Genomic DNA, 21,314 nt, shown 5'->3' with positions numbered 1-21,314 from the left:
AACTCCCTCCAGCCGATCGTCAGAATTTGCGGCGCACCTCGGCGCGAAGGCCGAAGTTGTCTTCATCGCCGCCGTCGAGAATTTGGTAGGTCGCGTCCGCGCGGAACAGCCACGCCCGGTCGATGGGCACCTGATAGCGGATCCCGAAACCGTACTGCGCGTCATCGGCGCCGATGCCGTCGTCCTTGAACGGCTGCACCATCGCCACTTCGAACACGAGCTGCTGATCGAGATTGAAGAGGTACTGCAGGCCGAGCGCGCCACCTAGGGCATTAGAGCCGCTGTCGTCGAGCTTCGGATAGCCGGTGAGCGCGTCGGTCTCGAAGTTGATGCCAACGTTTTTCAGGATGCCCGCGCCGTTGCCATCGACCAACGGTTGAGGATTGCCAAAGCCGACGAAGAAATTCGCATACGGTAGCAGCGTGCTCGGCAATCCCGTCACGAGGCTGTTTTCGGAGATGATCGCGAGACCGTCGCTGTTGCCTTCCGGGTCTTCGCCGAAGTTCGCGAACACGCGCGTGGAATTCGAGACGGTGTTGAAGTAGCGGTGCGTGTAGGCGGCGGTCAGGAAGTGAGTCAGCAGCCCGTCCTGCTCGTCGCGGCCTTGGATCAAGCCGTAGCCCGTTTCGATGTAGCCGTCGAAAGCATCGATGAACGCCGTGACGCCGTAGAGGTTGGCGAGATGGTTGTCGCCCTTGTCCGCGCCGATGATGCCCGCGTTGTCGACGTTGTCGAACGCGGCGAAGAAGGTGATGTCGAAGTTCGCCAATCCGAGCGCGGCGGAGTTTTTTGCAGGCAAGCTGACCGCGCCGCCGAGGATGGCGTCGTTCGCCCAGATGCCGTTCTGCAGGAACAGTGGATAGAGACCGACCGTGAAGGGCAGGTCGAACGTGGCGTCCTGGCCGGAGAAGCCCGAATAGAGTGAGCCCACGTCGCCTTCGAAGAACAGTGTCTGCGGGTTGAGATCGAGCTCGTCGTTGAATTGCCCGTTGCCGTCGCCTCGGCCGAACTCGAAGCGCGTGAACTCCTTGTTGGCCTTCTGCAGCGGCGTGAAGAACGCGTGGATGCGCTCGGTGCCGGTGATCTTGAAATCGACGTCGAGGTTCAAGCGCGTCGCGACTTGCGAGATGTTCTTGCCGTTGTTGTTGTTGGAGGCGATCGCCGTCCGCCAGTCGCCGTAGATCGCAAGGCCCGGGAGCAACGGGTTCTTCTCGCCGAGGAACGTGCTGCTCTTGTCGTAGGCGCCGGAGGTATATTGCTGCCGGCCGATTTCCACCGGAGGACGCGGCGGCTCGACCGCGCTCTTTGCGCCATAGATGTCGACCTGCCCGTCCGCGTGGTATTCCCCGTCGTACTGAGGATCGGATCGGAACAGGTCGTCCTTGGCGGCTGCCTCCTTGCGCTTGCGCGCCGCCTTATCAGTTTTTTTGGCAGCCTTTTTCTCGGGCGTTGCGTTTGCGGCTGTGGTCTCGACCTTGGCCTCCGTGCTGCTGCCCGCCTGCAGGCGCGCCTGATCTTCGGCCGACGCCAGCCGCGATGCGCCGGGCCAGACCTGCACCGACCAGCCGCCGTCGCCGGCTTCGCCATCGCTCGCGGCAAATGTGGACGCCGCCCCGGTTGCAAGGAGACAGCCTCCGGCCACCATCGCGAGTGCGGCGGTGCTGGTCCTGGCAAGGTACGCATTACACGTCATACGAAACCCCCTCGTCGTGACTTGGTCGTGAGATCGGATGAGCGCCGGTGCTTCCCCCGCCGGTGCGCATCCGAAGTTCGGAGTGCGATTAGCCCTTCACATCGACCTCCACCGCGAAGGCGTGAAAATTCATGATCCGTTCGTTCATGCTCTGCTCCATGGCCTTGGTGGAGCCGACGAAGCGCATGAAGTAGATCGGCTCGGCGCGGCTGCGCATGCGGAAGGCGAGGCTGTATTTGCCGGGCTTCGTGATCAGGTTGCCGGGCACGACGTACTTCGCGAGCTTCTCGCCGAGCGGCGCGAGAGAGCGGTTCTCCATGCGCACCAGCGGCGGATGATTGAGAACGGTGGTCGGGATCTGCGGCGGACGCAGATGAGGCAACGGATCGACGTCGAAATTCACCGGTAGATACATCTCACGTTCCGTGCCCTTGACGTTGGTCGTGAGGAATTTGGTCTGGAAGTGCACGAGCTGCTGGTCTGTCTTGATGCGGCCCGCGGCGACGTCGAGGCTGTGCAGATCGGCGATGTCGCCGTTGCTGTCGACGTAGCCCGACTCCCAGACGTTGAGGCCGTCCGGATCGACGAGGGCGACATTCACCCAGAGCTGTGGCTGCGCGCCGAGCGAACCCGACGGCAGGTTGTGGCCGGTGTTGGTGTTCTTGATCTTGTAGGAGAACGCCAGATCCGAGCCGACAGCCGGAGCACCCTGGACAAAGGGGCCGTCGATGTGGCTGCTGTTCTCCATCACCTGCTTGCGGATTTCGTCCCGCTCGTCGAGCTTCTTGAGGTTCTCCTCGATGATCTCGCGCGCGTCCTCGCGGTCGAGCGCATCCGCCCACCGCTTGGGAAAGGCGACCTTGGCTTTGCCGGCGGCGACCTTGTCTTCGAACTTGGCGGTGCCCCATCCGCCGCGCCAGTCGAACTGCAGCCAGTCCTTGATGCTGTAGGCCTGCGCTTTGGTGTTGTGCGGGAAGATGCCGGGGTGCGCGATCGAGTACCCGGGACCTATGAAGCGGTGATTGGCGTGCTTGCGCCCTGGATTGACCTCCTTGCCGCCGACCACTGCGGAGGGAGCCGTCGCATAGCCTTCGGGCTTTCCGGGCACCTTGCCCATGTGGCAGTCCTGGCACGTCACATTGGCCTTTCGCGCCGGGCTGTCGCGATACTGGTCCCAGACGATCTCGAGCTTGATGCCGAGGTTCACCGCAACCTGATGGCAACTCACGCAGAACTCCGACTTGGTAATCTGGTCGTTCGTGATCATGCCCTTGTGAATGTCGTTGCCGCGCCCGTCGGTGCTGGTCTTGACGGAGTAAGTGTCCTTGTTGGCGAGCACGTCCTTGATCACGCTCTTCTCGCCGCTGCCGTACACCGGCTCGTAGATCTTGCCGGGAACGACGCGGCGTTCGCCGTTGACCTTGCCGTATTGCTCGCTGACGCGATGACAGGTGATGCAGGTCACGCCTTCGCGCGAAATCGGGCTGCGATCCCAGAGCGGTGTCTCGCGGTTTTCGCCGAGCTGCGTTCCGACCTGCTGGTGGCAGCGCACGCAGAACGTGCCGACCGTGCCCTGCGTCAGATCCTGGAACTTCTGCTCGAACTTGTGAAACATGGGCGAGATCGACGCATACGCATGCTGGGACGACGACCACTCCTCATAGATCTGCTTGTGGCATTCGCCGCATTGCGCGGCCGTGGGATAGAGCGAGAGCGTTTCCTCATCGACCGCGGGGATCGGCGCCTCCTGGCCCTTCGAGGCTTCGGCGGCGGCCTTGAGCACGGACATCTCGCCGTGACCCTCTGCATGCGCGTCAGCGCCCGACTTATGTGCGCCGGCACCCTCTGCCTGTGCGTTCGCGCCCTCTGAATGCGCGTCCTCGGAAACCTTGGTCTTGCTCTTTGCGCCGTTGCCCTTGGGGCTCGCGGCGCCGCTCGTTTCGCCGGATGTCGGCCCGCCGAGCCTGCTCGCCTCGTCCTTCTTGATCAGCGCTTCGAGCAGCGCGTTCGCATCGGCGGCGGACGCGGAACGGATGCCGGCGGACGCCGCGCAGGCCAGCACGCCGGCACAGGCGAACACCCGGAAGTATACGGAGAAATTGCGCACGGCTTGCATGGAGTCACCATCTGGATGGGCTCACGAGGGCACTGCAAAGTGCATCTTCTGCGCGAGAACTGTGGAGAGTTGCTACTTCGAAGGTCTGATTGAAAAATAGCGCGCAAAGCGGGCCGACAAATGGCCGAGAAAACGCGACAGACCGAAATGCGAAGCCTGAAGCGGCCATTTTCGCGACGCGCGGAGACGCTCCGTCAATCGAATGAAAGCGCTAAAAAAACTGAAAGCTCCGATCTGAGCAGATACGGAACAATGCGTAGGTTACGCAGCGGTTTGCCGCGGGAGATTGTGACGATTTCTGGTCGCGCGGAATAAAATAGTTTTCTCGTTTTTGCGTTCAATGAGCGCTGTGGAGCACAACCTATATGGAGCGAGCATTGGCTTTTCGCTTCGCTTCACATTTTTTGCCCGATTGTCTTCGTAAGAGCACTTGTGCGGTTGGCTCATGAATGACATTCGGAAACAGATAATGGCAATCGATTGCAGAATAACGATCAATGGCCAGGAGTTTCGGGCGCGCCGCGGCGAGGTGCTGCTGGACGCCGCCTTGCGCAACGGCGTCGATCTTCCCCACGACTGCCGGGCCGGCCATTGCGGAACATGCTGTGTGCGTCTCGTCTCCGGCCAGGTGCAGGGCGGAGAAGGCGCCGAGCCCGGCATCGTCCACGCCTGCCAGTGCCGGATTGCAGGCGATGCCGCGATTGAGAAGCGCCAGACGTCGGGCGTGCGCAGCGTAGATGGCGTCGTGAGCTCGTTGCTGCCGCTCTCGCGCGAGGTGATCGAAGTCGGCATCCGGACCGATCGCGCGCTGCCCTATCATGCCGGACAATATGCCCAGGTCCGGTTTAAGGGCTTTGCAAGCCGTCCCTTCAGCATGACGCACCCATTGCGCGGCGAAGCAGCTGGCGCGTCCATCTGGTTTCATATGCGGCGCATGCCGAACGGGCGCGTCACTGCCTCTCTCGGCACGCGCATCAGGCCGGGTCATCGCGTCACGTTGGCGGGTCCCTATGGTTCGGCGCATTTCCGGCCGGATCTCGTAGGCCGGCTTGTTCTCGTCGCAACCAATACCGGCTTTGCACCGATCTGGTCGGTGGCGACGGCCGCGCTCCGAGAGGATCCGGAGCGCAGGATCATGATCATCGTGGGCGGCCGCGCCATGGAGGCTCTTTACATGGGCCCCGCGCTCGTGCGGCTGGCGGGCTATCCCAATGTGCTGGTCGTGCCTGTGTGCAGCGGACCGCAAGCCGCCGCCAACGCGGTGATGCCGGGGCGTCCGACCGACTATCTCCCGCTTCTGCTGCCGAGCGATGTGCTCTACGCGTGCGGCGCGCCGGGAATGGTCGAGCAGGTCAAGGCGGCCGCGGCGCGCGTCGGCGCGGTCTGCTATGCGGATCCCTTCCTGCCGACTGCTGCCGACGCGGCCGAGGACAGCGTTCTGACGCGCGCGATGGGCTGGCTCGCCGTGCCTCCGCGCCGGGAGCAGGGCCAGCGCGATCTTGGCTCCAATCCGGCGCGCCGCGATCCGCCGCCGAACCTCTATCGCGCAAACGAAGCCAGGGAAGGATGAGGGGGCCGCGCGTGCACACCCCGAAATCGATTGCGGTCGGGGCAGGGACAAGTCGCAGGTCGCTGCGCCTCGGATGGCCGATGGCGCGTCTGGTCGCCGTTCTCGCCGTCTCGAGCTTCGCCGCAACCGAAGCCACGGCCACCGACACCGCCAAGACGGTCGGCCCGAACGCCTGTGCCGAATGCCACAAGCAGGAGGTCGAGGCGTGGAAGGAGTCGCACCACTTCAAGACATTTCGGGAGATGCCCCGCAACACCAAGGCGAATGAGATCGCCGACAAAATGGGCGTGCGCCGCATCAAGTACGACACTCTGTGCGCGAGCTGTCACTTTACGTTGCAGCAGAAGAACGATCGCGAGGAGCCGGTCTCGGGCATCTCCTGCGAGAGCTGTCACAGCGCCGGGCAGGACTGGATCAAGGTGCACAGCGGCTTCAGCGGCAAGACCATCCTGTTCGAAACCAAGGCCGAGGCGAAGGAGCGCTGGAGGCTCTCCGACTCCAAAGGAATGATCAGGCCGCGCTCCGTCTATCAACTCGCCAAGAATTGCTACACCTGCCACGTCGTTCCGCAGGAAGAGCTCGTGAACAAGGGCGGCCACAAGGCTGGCAGCGCCTTCGAGCTGGTGTCCTGGTCGCAAGGCGAGGTGCGCCACAATACGTGGCATTCCAAGGGCCGTGAAAACGTGCCGGCCGATGCCGCGCGCAAGCGCATGCTCTATCTCGTCGGCCTCGGCGTCGAACTTGAAATGGCGTTGCGCGGCATCGGCAAGGCGACGGTGCGAAAGGCCTACGCATTCGAGATGGCCAAGCGTGCGGATCGCGCGCGCAAGCAACTCGACGTTGCGGCGAAGGCAGCCCCTGGCGTGCCGGAAATCGCGGAGATGGTGAAGCTGGGCCATTCCGCGGGCCTGAAACTCAACAACGAAGCGCGCCTCACCGCCGCCGCCGACGGCGTCTCCCGACAACTCGTGCTCGTCACGGAAAAGTACGACGGCAGCACGATGGCCGGGCTCGATGGCCTGATACCCGGCGCGGACAAATACAAGGGCGCGGCCAGAAAGCCACCCAACTGAAGCCGCCCAACTGATGCGCCGCGCGGTGCTGCGGCACAACGAAAGTGCGCCGGAACAACAAAAGAGACTTGCGATCAGGACCGCGGCGATGGGGAAGAACAGGGGTCTGCCGTGACGCATGAGGCCATCGGAACACGCGCGGCGAGACGGCCCGCGCGACAGGGGGCGCTGGTGGCAGCCATCGCGGCGCTGTCCGCTGGCCTGTTCTGGCTCGTCTATATCTATGGCAATGGATTGCGCGACCCGCGCTACCTCGACGGCTGGGTGCTGGCCGGCGGCATGGCGGTGCAGATCTACTTCCACATCGCGATCAAGACCGCGCGCCTCTCTCCGAAGTCCGCGATGCGCTGGCGTAAGACGCATATCGCCATGGGCTACCTCCTGATTGCCGCCTTCGTCTCGCACTCGGGCTTATCGTTGCCGGATACCGGCTTCGAATGGGCGCTGTGGGCAGGCTTCGTGCTGGTGACGCTGAGCGGCATCTTCGGCGTCTATCTCGGCTGGTCGCTGAAATCGAAACGCCTCATTGATGACGGCGTGAGCGCGGAGCGGATCCCAGTGCTGCGCGCCGAGTTGGCGCGAGCCGTCCACGCCGCCGTCGTCGAGAGCGAGCCGGGAGCCGCCCAGATCGCCTTGCCGGGATTGCCCCCGCTGCCGGGGCTCCCCCATGACGCGTGGATCACCGATCTCTACACCGCCCACCTGCGCCAGCATTTCGACGGCCCGCGCAATGCAGTGGCCCATCTCATCGGCTCGCAGCGTCATCTCAAGAGACTGACCGATGAGATCGACAGTCTCGCCCGCTATGTCGATGCGGCCAGCCAGGAGAAGCTCGCCGCGATCAGGAGCTTGGCGGTGGAAAAAGACCGCCTGGATTTCGCCCGCGTCTATCTTGCGCTGACCCGGGCGTGGCTGTTCGTACACGTGCCCGCCACCTATGCGCTGGTCGTGCTCGGCGTGCTGCACGGTCTCGTCGTCTATGCCTATTCATCGGGGGCGTGGTGATGTGGCGGCCGTCTTGGAAAGGATCAGGCTTGGGACGAGATCGTCTGGCGCGGGTGCTTGCGCTTGCGACACTCGTTTGTCTCGGCGCCGGTCTCGTTCTCACGCACGGCACTGAGATGCTGATGCCGGGGCCGCTGGCAAGCGCCCACGGCGCGATCGAGGCGTGCAGCACGTGTCACGCCAGCAGCGGCAGCGGAAAATTGAGCTGGATACGCGGCCTCGCACCGGGAGAGCCGCACGCCGACAGCAAAGCCTGCCTTACCTGTCACAAGATGCCGGAGACCGCCTTCAACCCACACGGTGCGTCGGATGAAGCCCTGAAGCAGAGCACGGAGCGGCTGATAAAAATCGCGAGCACGACGCCTGTGCCGCTGTCGGCCCGCGCGCAGGATGCTGCCTTTCCGACCCACGACATGGTGAAAGGCGGCCTCGAGTGCGCGACCTGCCACCAGGAGCACCAGGGCGCAAACTTCGACTTGAGCAAAGTCTCGAACGAGCAATGTCGCGCCTGCCACTCCGTGCGCTTCGACAGCTTCGACGGCAACCATCCGAAATTCGTCACGTACCCGTTCGAGAGGCGCACGCGGATCGTCTACGACCACGCCGGCCACTTCGGCAAACATTACCCGGAGGTCGCGAAGAAGGACCCGTCGCGGCGCATTCCCGAGACGTGCGCGACCTGCCACGACAGCCGCCAGGACAAGCGCGTCATGGCCGTGGCGCCGTTCGAGCAGACGTGCACGGGCTGCCACCTCGATCAGATCGTGGGCAAGGAGCGGGCGAGCGGGCCCAAAGGCGTCGCGTTCCTGTCCGTGCCGGGCCTGGACGTGCAGACACTGAAGAAAAAAAACGCCGCGATTGGCGAGTGGCCGGAGGCCTCCGAAGCCGAGCTCACGCCGTTCATGAAGGTGATGATCGGGCGGGACGAGCGGGGCCGCGCGCTCATGAAGGCGTTGGACGGCGTCAACCTGCAGGATCTGAGCACCGCGAGCGATGCGCAGATCAAGGCGGTTGCGGCGCTGGCCTGGAAAACCAAGCGGCTGTTTCACGCGTTGATCAAGGGGAAGGCGTCGGACGTGCTGGGCAACTTCGGCATCGGCGGCGCGACGCTGAGCGCCGGCCTCGTCGCTGACCTGACCGCGAGCATGCCGCGCGATGTGATCGCTGGCGCGCAGCAGCAGTGGCTCCCCAATCTTGCGGCCGAGATCGCCGCGCACCCGGAGACGGACGCGGCAGGCGACGGCTGGAGCACGATCACGACCGAAACGAAGCTGGCCGCAACGGCGGATCCCGACGAGCTGTTCGGTGGGCACGCGCGCGAAGCCGGAGGCCATCGCGGCCGGATGCGCCTCGCCGAGGACAGCGACACCATCCCCGGACGCAGGCTGCTGCCGAGCGGCACGCCGCGCTCGATCGACGCCGAGCGCAACAAGGGCACCGACGACGATGAGCCAAGGATGGAGCGTAGAAAGCCCGAAGGCTCGGACAAGGACGATCGCCCAACCGCGCCGTCAGGCAAGGACACCGGATCGGCTGATACGACCACCAAACCATCCGACGGCGACAAGCAGGCGGGCGCCCCCGTCAAGCCGCCCCCGAGCGATCCGGCGGATCAAAGCGACGACCTTCTCTTCCCGACGGCGGAAGAGCTGCGCGGCATCGCGAAGGAAGCTCCGAGCGCCGCGAAGGAGGCGCCATCCGGGGCCGCAGGCGGTTCGTCGGATGCCGCGAACGCCAAGCTCGATAGCGGCGCTCCCCCTTATGCAGCCGATACCCGCGCGCCGACAGCTCCCGCGAAGTCAGCCGACGCCGCAGCCGCGCCGCGAGGCGGAGCAGCATCCGAGATCAGCATCGAAAGCGACGTGGACCCGGAGAGTTGGGCCGAATACGGCGGCTGGTACCGGCAGGACCACGCGATCTACTACCGGCCCGTAGGCCACAAGGACAAATTCATCTTCTCCTGGCTCGTCCTGACCGGCCCCCACGCAACGAAAGGCGACACGAGCCCGGCCGCGGCGGTCTTCGACGGCCTCACCGGCAAGGACGCGCAAGGAGCCTGCACCAAATGCCACAGCGTCGACGACATCCAGGGCAAGGGGCGTATCGTCAACTTCGCCCCGGCGTCGGCCGCCGCTAAGACGGGACGCTTCACGAAGTTCGTCCATGAGCCGCACTTCGCCATCACGGGCGATCGCGGCTGCTTGACGTGTCACGCGCTCGAAAAGGGCCGCCCGTACCTGAAGAGCTACGAGCAGGGCAATCCGAAAGTGTTCGCGTCGGATTTCGGCGCGGTGAACAAGGATCTCTGCCAGACGTGCCACACCGCCGGAAAGTCGCGCCAGGATTGCCTGTTGTGTCACAGCTATCACGTGAACGGCGTGACGACCCCCATGATGAGCACGAAACTCCCGATCCAATAGGCGTCCGCCATCCGTAGCGAGCTGCAATCCTCGGTTTTGGCCAGCCGTATCGTCGCACGTTTGATTGCGATCAAAGTCCGCAAGCGCCGCCGCACTCAGTGTTGTCCGATAAATTTCGACATCGGGCGAGGGACTGATGAGAGCGACGAGCGAAGAGGTAATCGCCCTGTCCGGCGGCGCGGCTGTGTTGGTGGCCGCGGGATGTGCGGCGCTCGGCGCGGTGTACTGGCTGGCAGGTCTTGACGAAGTCATCCGCTTCCATGGCGCGCTGTTTCTGGTCGCCAGCATCGGGGCCGGACTCTACGTCATGTCGCATCCGCGCCCCGGCGGCGCGGGCGAGCAGAAGGGCTACATGGATGGCCCGGTCAAGTTCGCCACCATCGCCGCGGTGGTCTGGGGCGTCGTCGGATTTCTCGTCGGCGTCATCATCGCCTGGCAGCTCGCGTTCCCCGCGCTCAACTTCGACCTGCCGTGGACCAACTTCGGACGCCTGAGGCCGTTGCACACCTCGGCCGTGATCTTCGCGTTCGGCGGCAACGTCCTGATCGCGACCTCGCTCTATGTCGTCCAGCGCACCTGCCGCGCGCGCCTCGCCGGCTACTGGGCGCCCTGGTTCGTCGTCTACGGCTATCAGATCTTCATCGTGCTTGCCGCCACCGGCTACCTGCTCGGCTCGACCCAGAGCAAGGAATACGCCGAGCCGGAATGGTACGTCGACCTGTGGCTGACGGCGGTTTGGGTCTGCTACCTGCTCGTCTTCCTCGGCACGATCTGGAAGCGCAAGGAACCGCACATCTACGTTGCGAACTGGTTCTATCTTGCCTTCATCGTCACCATTGCGTTGCTGCACATAGTCAACAACCTTGCCGTGCCGGCGTCTCTGCTGGGCTCGAAGAGCTACTCGCTGTTCGCCGGCGTCCAGGATGCGATGACGCAGTGGTGGTACGGCCATAACGCCGTGGGCTTCTTCCTCACAGCCGGCTTCCTCGGCATCATGTACTACTTCATCCCGAAGCGGGTGGAGCGCCCCGTCTATTCCTATCGGCTCTCCATTATCCACTTCTGGAGCCTGATCTTCCTCTACATCTGGGCGGGCCCGCACCATCTCCATTACACGGCGCTGCCCGATTGGGCGCAGACGCTCGGCATGACGTTCTCGATCATGCTCTGGATGCCCTCGTGGGGCGGCATGATCAACGGCCTGATGACGCTGTCGGGCGCCTGGGACCGCCTTCGCACCGATCCCGTCGTGCGCCTGCTCGTCGTCTCCGTGGCATTCTACGGTATGTCGACGTTCGAAGGCCCGCTGATGTCCATCAAGGCCGTGAACTCGCTCAGCCACTACACCGATTGGACCATCGGCCACGTGCACTCAGGTGCGCTCGGCTGGGTCGGCATGGTGTCCTTCGGCGCCATCTACTGCCTCGTGCCGTGGCTGTGGAAGCGCCAGGGCCTCTATTCGCTGCGCCTCGTCGAATGGCACTTCTGGATCGCGACCATTGGCATCGTTCTCTACATCACGTCGATGTGGGTGTCGGGGATCATGCAGGGTCTGATGTGGCGCGCCTACGACCACCTCGGCTTCCTCACCTACTCCTTCGTCGAGACGGTGGAGGCCATGCACTGGCCCTACATCATCCGCGCGACGGGCGGCACGATGTTCCTCGCGGGCTCGCTGCTCATGGCTTGGAACGTCTGGAAGACCGTCCGCGGTGACGCCCCCGTGGACATCAAGGATCAGCCGCGCGTTGCCGCGGCCCCGGAGCTGCGCGGCGCGCCGCTCGCTTCCCCTGCCGAGTGACGGAGAGCCGACCCAATGAAACTGTCGCACGCGATATTCGAGAAGAACTCTCTGGTGCTCCTCATCGGCATCCTGATCGTGGTGTCGATCGGCGGCCTGGTCGAGATAGCGCCGCTCTTCTTCCTCGGCTCCACGATCGAGAAGGTGCAGGGCATGCGCCCCTACGCGCCGCTCGAGCTGGTGGGCCGCAACATCTACATCCGCGAAGGATGCTACAACTGCCATAGCCAGATGATCCGCTCGCTCCGTGACGAGGTCGAGCGCTACGGCCACTACAGCCTCGCCGCTGAGAGCATGTACGACCATCCGTTCCAATGGGGCTCGAAGCGCACCGGACCGGATCTCGCGCGCGTCGGCGGCAAGTACTCCGACGCCTGGCACGTCGACCACTTGAAGCACCCGCGCGAGGTTGTGCCGGGTTCCGTCATGCCGGGCTATCCGTTCCTCGCCGAGCGCAAGCTCGATGCCTCCGCAATCGCCGCCGACATGAAGGCGCTGCGGCTCGTGGGCGTGCCCTACACCGATGAGATGATCGAGAACGCGGTTGCCGATCTCAATGGGCAGGTCAGCCCCGACAGCAAGGCCGGCAAGGCCGTCCTCGCCCGCTATCCGAAGGCGCAAGTGCGGAAGTTCGACGGCAAGGCCGACGAAGCCGCGACCGAAATGGACGCCTTGATCGCCTACCTGCAGATGCTCGGCACGCTCGTTGATTTCACGACCTTCGATGCGGCCGGACCGAACCTGCGATGAGGAGGACCCAATGAGCTACGCCGAAATCGTTCAGTGGTCGCAGATGATCGCAATGGGGCTGTTTGGATCGCTTCTGGCGGGGATCGTCTTCTACGCCTTCCGCCCATCCAATGCCGAGAAGTTTCGCCAAGCCGCGCGCCTCCCGCTTTTGATCGACGAGGAGATGCCCGCGATCCGTGACGACGACGAAGGGAACCGCGCACAATGAGCGGACATAAGGAAATCGACGCCGTCACTGGCGCCGAGACCACGGGTCACGTCTGGGACGGCGATCTCAAGGAGCTGAACAAGCCGCTGCCGCGGTGGTGGCTCTATGTGCTGTATGCGTCGATCGTCTGGTCCATCGGCTACTGGGTGCTGTATCCCACCTGGCCGCTCGTCAGCACCTACACCCACGGCATGCTGGGCTACAGCCAGCGCATCGAGGTCGCGCGCGACATCGCGGCGGGCAAGGAAAGCCAGGCGAAGTTCGTCGCGGCCATCGCCGCCAAGCCGATTGCGGACATCGAGAAGGATCCCGACCTGATGGAGTTCGTGCTGCGCGGCGGCGCGGCGCAGTTCTCGAACAACTGCGCCCCGTGCCACGGCCGCGGCGCACAGGGCTTCAAGGGCTATCCCAACCTCAACGACGACGATTGGCTGTGGGGCGGCACCGTCGAGACCATCGAAAGAACGCTCCGCTACGGCGTACGTTCGGGCCATCCCGACACGCACGACAGCGCCATGCCGCGCTTCGGGGTCGATCAGGTCCTGACGAGCGCGCAGATCTCGGACGCCGCCGACTTCGTCCGGTCGCTGTCCGGCGCGAAGGCCGATCCGGCCGCGATCGAGCGGGGTAAGGGCATCTTCGCCGAGCAATGCGCCGCCTGCCACGGCGCCGACGCCAAGGGCAACCAGGAGATGGGCGCCCCGAACCTCGCCGACGCCATCTGGCTCTACGGCGGTGAAAAGTCGGACGTCGTGGAAACGATCCGCACCGGCCGCGCCGGGATCGGCGTCATGCCCGCCTGGGAAGGCAAGCTCGATCCCGTGACGATCAAGATGCTGACGATCTACGTGCACTCGTTGGGCGGTGGAAAATAGCGATCTAAGGTAAGGCATCGTGACCATCATGGACCCCGTGTCCCGTTTCATCCGCGACGAGCCCGACGAAGCCGCGCCGGGCGTCGCGCGGATCGCTGTCGATGCTGTCTCCTCGAAGGAGGCGCGCAGCCTGTATGCCGCGCGCCAGCCCATCTACCCGAAGCGCGCCCACGGCACGTTCCGCTCGATCAAGTGGGCGGTGATGGTCGTGACCCTCGGCATCTACTACATCCTGCCGTGGATCCGCTGGGACCGGGGGCCCGGTCTTCCCGATCAGGCGTTCCTGCTCGATTTCGCAAACCAGCGCCTGTTCTTCGGCCCGATCGAGATCTGGCCGCAGGAGCTGTACTTCATCACGGGCATCCTGATCGTCTCGGCGCTGGGTCTGTTTCTCGTGACCGCGCTCGCCGGGCGCATGTGGTGCGGATATGCCTGCCCGCAGACCGTATGGACCGATCTCATGATCGCCGTCGAGCGGTTCTGGCAGGGCGACCGCAACGCGCGCATCCGCCTCGATCAGAGCGATTGGACGATTGAGAAAATCTGGAAGAAGGCCGCGACGCACGCGAGCTGGATGCTGATCGGCCTCGCGACCGGCGGTGTGCTGGTGTTCTACTTCCGTGACGCACCGACACTGGCCGCCGAGCTCGTCACGGGCGACGCGCCGGGCGTGGCCTACGTCTTCATGGCCCTGTTCACGGCGACCACCTACCTGCTGGGCGGCATCGCCCGCGAGCAGGTCTGCATCTACATGTGCCCGTGGCCGCGCATCCAGGCGGCAATGTTCGATTCCGAATCGCTTCTCGTCTCCTACCGCGATTTGCGCGGCGAACCGCGCGGCCCGCACAAGAAGGGGCAAACCTGGGACGGCCGCGGCGACTGCGTCGACTGCAAGGCCTGCGTCGCCGTCTGCCCGATGGGCATCGACATCCGAGATGGCGCCCAGCTCGAATGCATCCAGTGTGCGCTCTGCATTGACGCGTGTGACGACATCATGGGCAAGGTCGGCCGCCCGCAGGGTCTGATCGCCTACGAGACCTTCCGCAACATGGATGCGCGGTCGGAAGCCGAGCGCCGTCCGGTTCAATTCGTGCGGTCGCGCACGGTTCTGTACTCGGCGCTGATCGCCGTCGTGCTCGCCATCATGGGATGGGCATGGGTTGTGCGCTCGCCGGTCGAGATCAGCGTCATCGAGGATCGCAACCCGCTGTTCGTGCGCCTCTCGGACGGCGGCATCCGCAACGGCTACACGCTCAAGATCCTGAACAAGACGCACGGCGCCCGAACCTATCATCTGAGCGTCGAGGGCCTTCCCGTGACGGAGTTCTCCATCCTGGGCCAGGAGACGAGCGCGGCCGGCATGATTGTCGAGGCGAGCGCGGTACGCGCCTTCAAGATCTACGTCACCGTGCCGGCCCGCGCGAAAGCAAGCCTCACGGCAAGCTCCATGCCTCTGCAGCTCGTCATAACGGACGAAGAGACAGGTGACCGGCTGACCCGCGACACATCATTCAGGAGCGCAGGACGATGAGCGCACTTTCCCCGCCGCAGCAGGATGGCCTTCGCGGCAAACACGTGCTCGCCGCCATGGTCGCGTTCTTCGCGGTGATCATCGTGGCTGATGCGACGATGATCTACAAAGCTCTCACGACGTTCGGCGGCGTCGACAACGCGAACGCCTATCGGGACGGTCTCGCCTACAACGATCGCATCGAGCGCGCCAAGCGCCAGTCGTCCCTCGGCTGGGGCGACACGGTCACGCTCTCCGACGACGCGTCACGCCTGCGCGTCTCGATCAGGGCGGCGGACGGCAAGCCGCTCGCAGGCCTGCGCATCGATGCGACGCTGGGACGCCCGGCCACGGTCCGCGCCGACATGGCGCTGCGCCTCGCCGAGACTGCGCCCGGCGTCTACGAGGCCCCAGTCACCACGCCCTTGGCGGGTGGCACCTGGATCGCGGACGTGCGCGTCATAGCGGACGGCGGCGATCCGGCGATCCCCGTCTACGAAACCAGGAGACGCCTATGGGTCGCGCCCTGAACGCACACGCCGCCGCTGATGTACCGCTTCCGAGCCGCGCGGAGCGGGCCAATCGCACGGAGCGCCCGCAATCGGTCTCGCTTGTCGTCGAAGATATGCACTGCGGCGCGTGCATGACCACGATCGAGCGCGCTCTGCGCCGCACGCCCGGCGTGCGCGAAGGGCGCGTCAATCTTTCGACCCGGCGCGTCAGCATCGCCTTTGACGCCGCCGTCACCGATTCCCAGGCTCTGGTCGATGTAATCGGGGCTGCCGGCTTCAAGGCCGCCGAAGCGATCGAAGGCAGCAGCGAGCAGGAGAACCGGCGCGCCGACGATTTGCTGCGCCGCCTGGGTGTGGCGGGCTTTGCGGCCGCCAACGTGATGCTGCTGTCGGTATCGGTCTGGGCCGGTGCGGCCAGCGATATGGATGCGGCGGCCGCATCGTTGTTCCACTGGCTGTCGGCGCTGATCGCGATGCCGGCGATTGCCTATTCGGCGCAACCGTTCTTTCGCTCCGCCAAAGCGGCCATCGGCGCCCGGCGCCTCAACATGGACGTGCCGATCTCTCTCGGCATCGTGCTCGCGACGGGCATGAGCCTGTTTCAGACCTTCCGGGGATCGCATCAGGTCTACTTCGATGCCGCGATCATGCTGACGTTCTTCCTTCTCATCGGCCGCTATCTCGACGAGCACGTGCGCCTCAAGGCGCGGGGCGCGGCGGAGAACCTGATCGGTCTCAAATCCCTGACCGCAACGGTCATCGGGTCTGATGGCACCGCCCGGCGCATGGCGGCGCGCGCGCTGACACCCGGCATGCGCGTGCAGGTCGCGGCCGGTGAACGCATCCCCGTCGACGGCCGCATCGTCGAAGGCGAGAGCGAAATCGACGAGAGCCTGATCACCGGCGAGACGCTGCCGCGATGGGCGAAGCCTGGTGCCGACGTTCACGCTGGCACCGTCAACATGACGCGCGCCGTGACGGTCCAGGCAACGGCGACCGACGACAGCACGCTGCTTGCCGAAATCGCCCGCCTCATGCAGGCGGCCGAGCAGGGGCGAGGGCAGTACGTCCGGCTCGCGGATCGCGCCTCGCGTCTCTACGCCCCGGCCGTCCACGTGCTCGGCGCGCTCACGTTCGCCGGCTGGATGCTGGCCGGTGCGGGCTGGGAGCTGTCGCTGACCTACGCAGTCGCCGTGCTGATCATCACGTGTCCGTGCGCGCTGGCGCTTGCCGTCCCGGCGGTCCAGGTGGCCGCCACCAGCCGCCTGTTCGCGAAGGGCGTGATCGTGAAAGCCGCCGATGGGCTCGAACGGCTGGCCGAGGTCGATACGGTCGTGTTCGACAAGACGGGCACGCTGACGCGCGGCGAGCCGGTGCTGCGCAACGGCAGCGAGCTCTCAGACGCAGTCCTCGCCAAGGCAGCGTCGCTTGCGGTCGCAAGTCGCCATCCCTATTCGCGGGCGGTGGTCAGGGCCGCGCGCGAACGGGGTTTGACGATTGCCGCGGCCTCGGGCGTGGTCGAGATCCCGGGATCCGGGCTCGCGGCAGCATCTCCTGCGGGCGAGATCCGGCTCGGCTCGGCCGAATGGATCAAGTCCGGCGATCCCTCGGGCGGGCGCACCGGGTCGCTCCGCTTTGCGGATGCCAACGGCGAGATCGCGAACTTTGAATTCGAGGATGCCGTGCGTCCCGGCGCGCGCGACGTCGTATCCGCTCTCAAGCTGGCCGGCTATCGCGTGGCGCTTCTGTCGGGCGACCGGGAGACGACCGTCAACGCCGTCGCGCAGGCTGTTGGGATTGCCGACGCATGGGCGGGCATCAAGCCAAACGGAAAAATCTGCTTCATCGAAGACCTGAAGGCACGCGGCAGAAAAGTGCTCATGGTGGGCGATGGCCTGAACGACGCGCCGGCCCTTGCGGCCGCGCACGCTTCGCTCTCGCCCTCGACCGCGGCCGACATCAGCCAGACCGCCGCCGATGCCGTGTTCCAGGGCCAGCCGCTCGCGCCGATACTGGAGACGATGACTGTCGCGCGCGCCGCGCAGCGCATGTCGTTCGAGAACTTCGCCATCGCCATCGGCTACAACGTCGTCTTCGTCCCGCTCGCCATGGCGGGCTACGTCACGCCGCTGATCGCAGCCCTTGCGATGTCGCTGTCGTCGATTGCCGTGACCGCGAACGCCCTGCGGCTCAGGGGGCGAAATCTTCCGCTGGAATCCTTGAGGAGAACGGCATGAGCGCTTTGGCCTGGTTGATCCCGTGCGCACTCGCTCTCGGCGGACTGGGCCTCGCGGCCTTCATCTGGTCGTTGAACTCAGGTCAATTCAACGACCTCGAGGGATCCGGCTGGCGCGCCATCCAGGACGACGAAGAGCCGTCGCAGCCGCCGAAGCCCTAGCGAAGACTAAGGAAGAGCAGCCCAAAAGCTGGCGCGCGCGATGCGCGAGATCTTTATTCGAGTGGCAGAGGAAGCTTGCCGCACGTTCTGCTCGTGCAGTTCTGGCAGCACGCGTCCGTGTCCACGTGCGCCCGGTCGGCCGGGTGCTCGGTCTGCCTGACGTCATGCGTCACCAGCATCACGCATTTGCCGTCGAGCAGAATGCGCGATGCCCGAAGATATGCGTCCTGCCCGCCCGCCTGCACCAGAATGACGGTGGCGTCGGAGGCAAGGTGGCGCACGAGTGAATCGAAGTGCCGGGCGACGCCCACGGTGCGCCCCGCCGTGACGGGATCGGATTCGCCGCTCGGCCCGAGAACGGAAAAGCACGGAGAGGCGCTCAGGATCGCGGTGAAGTCGGAGAGCGCCGTCGCCTGATCGACTTGGCGGAAGGTCACGCCCTGGCGTGCCGTCCACACCGATGGCTCGACGGGCGCCGCCGACACGACGAGAACCTCGCAGGGGACCCTCGCCAGTTCCGCGACCGCGCGCGAGGCATCCGAGCGCAAGATGAAGACGCCGACGACATAGCGTTGCCGGCTGCCGGAGGCGGACGGGGCAGAATTGGCCGGGGCGTGAAGGCCCACGCTGGGATCGGGCGGCGCGAACGGCAGGCCGGCCGGGGTGAGAGACAGGGTTTCGCTGTTTTGCGAGGTGGTCACAGAAGCTCCTGCCGGAATCCGTCACACTTGAAGCAAGGGGTGCAGAAAACCCGACGGCGGTGCCGGGTGTATGCCGCGCGTGTGCGAATGTGTGACATGATGTGACAGCGGCCGCATGCCCGCTGTTCACCAGAGATCTGCTGCCGTATCGACGGAACGCATCATGACCGACACCATCCTCATCGTGGACGACGAGCCAGACGTGCGGGCCCTCTTGCGTGCGGGCCTGGAGGCGGAGGGGTTCGCCGTCGTCGAGGCCGGCAACGGTGCCGACGCCGATGATCAGCTTACGGCCCATTCTATCGGCCTCATGACGCTCGATCTCAAGCTGGGGGGCGAGGACGGCCTCAAGGTCGCCCGCGATCTGCGCGCCAAGCGCAACACGCCGATTATCATGATTACCGGAAAGGGCGATCCGATCGATCGCGTCGTGGGTCTCGAGCTCGGGGCCGACGACTACATCGCCAAGCCGTTCCTGATGCGCGAGGTGGTGGCGCGCGTGCGCGCCGTACTGCGCCGCTACCAGGCGGCGGACGCAAGCGCGGCGCCCGAGCCGCGGTCAACCGGCGGGCCGCGCTTTACGTTCGAAGGCTGGTCTCTGGACCTGCCGCGGCGCGAGGTGCGCAATCCCGCGGGCGACCGTTGCGAGCTGACGACGGCCGAGTTCAATCTTCTGGCGATCCTGGTGCAGCGCCCCGGCCGCGTTCTCTCGCGCGATGAGCTGATGGACATGCTCAAGGGCCACGACTGGACGCCGCTGGATCGCTCGATCGATGCGCTCGTCGCCAGGCTGCGCCGCAAGATCGAGCCGGATAGCGAGCGCCCCCAACTCGTCAAGACGGTCCGTGGCGTGGGCTACGTGTTTGCGGGCGACGTCAAACGGCTCTAGCCGCCAGCGCGTCCCGGAGTGCGTTGGCGAGTTCGGCGCGCTTGTACGGTTTGCGCAGAATGGGGAAATCGGCGGCATCGGGGCGGGCTTCCTCGGCCGCATACCCGGTGGTCAGCAGCACCGGGATGCTGGGCCGGTTCGCCTGAACCCATCGCCCGAGTTCATAGCCGGACAGTCCGCCCGCCATGACGATGTCGCTGAGCACGATGTCGATGGCTTCGCCGCTCTTCAGGATTGCGACGGCAGCCCGGCCGTTTTCCGCCTCGCGCACGACGTACCCGAGCCCCTCGACGCGCTGCATCGTCAACTCGCGCACATCCGGATTGTCCTCGACGACGAGCACGACCTCGCTGTTCTCCGAAAGGGGAACGGCCTCGGCCACCACGCCGGTGTCCTGCGAGACTTCGGCCGCGCGCGGCAGATACAGATTGATCGTCGCGCCGCGCCCGGGTGCGCTGTCGATGGTGACGTGCCCGCCCGATTGCTCGGCAAACCCGTAGACGGAGCTGAGCCCGAGGCCCGTGCCGCGTCCCGGCTCCTTGGTGGTGAAAAAGGGCTCGAACGCCCGCTCCAGCACCTCCGGCGGCATGCCGTCGCCCGTGTCGCTCACTGAAATCAGAACGAACTCGCCGTCCGGAGAAAGACCGGCCTGCTCCGCCGTCACGTTGCGGCTTTCGATGACGAGATTGCCGCCGGCCGGCATCGCGTCGCGTGCGTTGAGCGCGAGATTGAGGATGGCGTTTTCGAGCTCACTCCGGTCCGCGCGAATGCGCCACGCGCTGCCCGCCAGCACCGTGGTGAGCGAGACGGGCTCGCCGAGCGAGCGCTGCAGGATCTCGGTCAGGTTGAGGATCAGCTCGTTGACGTCGAGGATCTGCGGCATCAGGTGGCGCCGCCGCGCGAACGTGAGCAGCCGCCGCGTCAGGGCCGCGCCCATTTCGGCCGCGTCAGTCGCCCGTTTCAGGAATGCGGCTTGATGCAACTGCGAATGCTCGTTGCCCAGCAGTTCGAGATTGCCCGTGATGATCGTGAGCAGGTTGTTGAAGTCGTGCGCGATGCCGCCCGTGAGCTGGCCGAAGGCTTCCATGCGCTGCGCCTGGATCAGCGCCGCATGCGTTTCCTCGCGGCGACGGATCTCGGCTTCGAGTGCGCGCGTGCGATCGGCAACGCGGGCTTCGAGCGCTCCGTTCGCGGCCGCCAGCGCCACTTCCGCCTGCCGCCGCTCGGTCACGTCCCGCAGCACCACCATGTAGACCCGGCGCCCGTTGATCACCTGCTTGGCGATCGAGGCCTCGGCCGGAAACTCCGATCCGTCCTTGCGCCGCGCGAAGATCTCCTGCCGTTCGCCCATCTTCTTCGAGGGCACGGGGGAAGCCGAGAAATCCGCGACGTGGTGGCGGTGGTTGGCGCGCATGCGCTCTGGGATCAGCAGATCGAGCCGCTGTCCGAGGATTTCCTCCTTGCTGTATCCGAAGATCTGCGCCGCGCCGTCGTTGAACAGCGTGATGCAGAGAGACTCGTCGAGTGAAATGATGGCGTCCGCCGCGATGGCGAGAATGGCGGCCACTTGCGCCTGCGCCAGCGCCACGGCGCTACCCCGCGTCGGATCGAATGGCAGTGCGTCGTCGGCCATCAACTCCATCCCGGCGAGCAAGGGTGCACGCGAACGCTGCGCGTGCGGACTGCGCCGAGGCATAGATCAGGCAACGGGACCGGACAAGGCGCTTTTGATGCTGCGCGGCCGAGAGAACGCGGCCGAGGGGAGGTATCAGGCGATGCCCCGCCGGTCGGCC

17 protein-coding genes are annotated in these 21,314 nt (G+C 65.4%); 13 read left to right on the top strand and 4 right to left on the bottom strand.

The window, feature by feature from the left end; translation table 11 throughout:
- Nucleotides 1-19 precede the first annotated feature (19 nt).
- A complete protein-coding gene (locus K2Y42_RS02910) occupies nucleotides 20-1,693 on the bottom strand; it encodes a hypothetical protein (protein WP_291148224.1) in 1,674 nt (557 codons plus the stop codon).
- 88 nt (nucleotides 1,694-1,781) lie between these two features.
- Nucleotides 1,782-3,809 carry a multiheme c-type cytochrome gene (locus K2Y42_RS02905; RefSeq protein ID WP_291148221.1) on the bottom strand — a complete coding sequence of 676 codons (2,028 nt, stop codon included), beginning with the start codon at nucleotides 3,807-3,809 and terminating at the stop codon, nucleotides 1,782-1,784.
- 469 nt (nucleotides 3,810-4,278) lie between these two features.
- Between K2Y42_RS02905 and K2Y42_RS02900 the strand changes: the two genes are divergently transcribed.
- The 12 genes from K2Y42_RS02900 (at nucleotide 4,279) to ccoS (ending at nucleotide 17,931) form a co-directional block, all read left to right on the top strand.
- Nucleotides 4,279-5,379 carry a 2Fe-2S iron-sulfur cluster binding domain-containing protein gene (locus tag K2Y42_RS02900; protein ID WP_291148219.1) on the top strand — a complete coding sequence of 367 codons (1,101 nt, stop codon included), beginning with the start codon at nucleotides 4,279-4,281 and terminating at the stop codon, nucleotides 5,377-5,379.
- A gap of 80 nt (nucleotides 5,380-5,459) precedes the next feature.
- On the top strand, nucleotides 5,460-6,452 hold the full coding sequence (locus tag K2Y42_RS02895) for a cytochrome c family protein (RefSeq protein ID WP_291148216.1): 993 nt from the start codon (nucleotides 5,460-5,462) through the stop codon (nucleotides 6,450-6,452).
- Between the two features lie 171 nt (nucleotides 6,453-6,623).
- Nucleotides 6,624-7,457 (top strand): hypothetical protein, encoded by an 834-nt coding sequence (locus tag K2Y42_RS02890; protein WP_291148214.1) that lies wholly within the window; start codon nucleotides 6,624-6,626, stop codon nucleotides 7,455-7,457.
- 29 nt (nucleotides 7,458-7,486) lie between these two features.
- The gene (locus K2Y42_RS02885) at nucleotides 7,487-9,877 is read left to right on the top strand and encodes a hypothetical protein (protein WP_291148211.1); all 2,391 of its coding nucleotides are present in this window, start codon (nucleotides 7,487-7,489) and stop codon (nucleotides 9,875-9,877) included.
- A 136-nt stretch (nucleotides 9,878-10,013) separates the two neighbouring features.
- Nucleotides 10,014-11,678, top strand: a complete 1,665-nt coding sequence (gene ccoN / locus K2Y42_RS02880) for a cytochrome-c oxidase, cbb3-type subunit I (RefSeq protein ID WP_291148209.1) — start codon at nucleotides 10,014-10,016, stop codon at nucleotides 11,676-11,678.
- Between the two features lie 15 nt (nucleotides 11,679-11,693).
- Complete coding sequence (ccoO, locus tag K2Y42_RS02875) at nucleotides 11,694-12,428, top strand: cytochrome-c oxidase, cbb3-type subunit II (protein ID WP_291148206.1); 735 nt, start codon at nucleotides 11,694-11,696, stop codon at nucleotides 12,426-12,428.
- A gap of 10 nt (nucleotides 12,429-12,438) precedes the next feature.
- The gene (locus K2Y42_RS02870; RefSeq protein ID WP_291148203.1) at nucleotides 12,439-12,636 is read left to right on the top strand and encodes a cbb3-type cytochrome c oxidase subunit 3; all 198 of its coding nucleotides are present in this window, start codon (nucleotides 12,439-12,441) and stop codon (nucleotides 12,634-12,636) included.
- The gene (ccoP, locus tag K2Y42_RS02865) at nucleotides 12,633-13,511 is read left to right on the top strand and encodes a cytochrome-c oxidase, cbb3-type subunit III (protein ID WP_291148201.1); all 879 of its coding nucleotides are present in this window, start codon (nucleotides 12,633-12,635) and stop codon (nucleotides 13,509-13,511) included. Before K2Y42_RS02870 ends, ccoP begins: the two co-directional genes overlap by 4 nt.
- Nucleotides 13,512-13,539: 28 nt before the next feature.
- Entirely contained in the window at nucleotides 13,540-15,042 is a 1,503-nt protein-coding gene (ccoG, locus tag K2Y42_RS02860) for a cytochrome c oxidase accessory protein CcoG (RefSeq protein ID WP_291150153.1), read from the top strand.
- Complete coding sequence (locus tag K2Y42_RS02855; protein ID WP_291148198.1) at nucleotides 15,039-15,551, top strand: FixH family protein; 513 nt, start codon at nucleotides 15,039-15,041, stop codon at nucleotides 15,549-15,551. The genes ccoG and K2Y42_RS02855 overlap by 4 nt, the downstream gene beginning before the upstream one ends.
- Nucleotides 15,536-17,770 (top strand): heavy metal translocating P-type ATPase, encoded by a 2,235-nt coding sequence (locus tag K2Y42_RS02850; RefSeq protein WP_291148195.1) that lies wholly within the window; start codon nucleotides 15,536-15,538, stop codon nucleotides 17,768-17,770. Before K2Y42_RS02855 ends, K2Y42_RS02850 begins: the two co-directional genes overlap by 16 nt.
- Nucleotides 17,767-17,931 (top strand): cbb3-type cytochrome oxidase assembly protein CcoS, encoded by a 165-nt coding sequence (gene ccoS, locus K2Y42_RS02845; RefSeq protein ID WP_291148192.1) that lies wholly within the window; start codon nucleotides 17,767-17,769, stop codon nucleotides 17,929-17,931. Before K2Y42_RS02850 ends, ccoS begins: the two co-directional genes overlap by 4 nt.
- 53 nt (nucleotides 17,932-17,984) lie before the next feature.
- Here ccoS and K2Y42_RS02840 read toward each other — a convergent pair whose 3' ends face one another.
- Complete coding sequence (locus tag K2Y42_RS02840; RefSeq protein ID WP_291148189.1) at nucleotides 17,985-18,632, bottom strand: hypothetical protein; 648 nt, start codon at nucleotides 18,630-18,632, stop codon at nucleotides 17,985-17,987.
- Nucleotides 18,633-18,795: 163 nt separating this feature from the next.
- Between K2Y42_RS02840 and K2Y42_RS02835 the strand changes: the two genes are divergently transcribed.
- The gene (locus K2Y42_RS02835; protein ID WP_291148187.1) at nucleotides 18,796-19,521 is read left to right on the top strand and encodes a response regulator; all 726 of its coding nucleotides are present in this window, start codon (nucleotides 18,796-18,798) and stop codon (nucleotides 19,519-19,521) included.
- Here the strand turns inward: K2Y42_RS02835 and K2Y42_RS02830 are convergent.
- Complete coding sequence (locus K2Y42_RS02830) at nucleotides 19,508-21,154, bottom strand: ATP-binding protein (RefSeq protein WP_291148185.1); 1,647 nt, start codon at nucleotides 21,152-21,154, stop codon at nucleotides 19,508-19,510. The genes K2Y42_RS02835 and K2Y42_RS02830 overlap by 14 nt on opposite strands.
- Nucleotides 21,155-21,314: the final 160 nt, after the last annotated feature.

Source organism: Hyphomicrobium sp. (assembly GCF_019744875.1).
Taxonomy (GTDB): Bacteria; Pseudomonadota; Alphaproteobacteria; order Rhizobiales; family Hyphomicrobiaceae; genus Hyphomicrobium_C.
The sequence above is the reverse complement of the archived record's forward strand: the minus strand, read 5'-3'. Positions and strand labels throughout refer to the sequence as shown.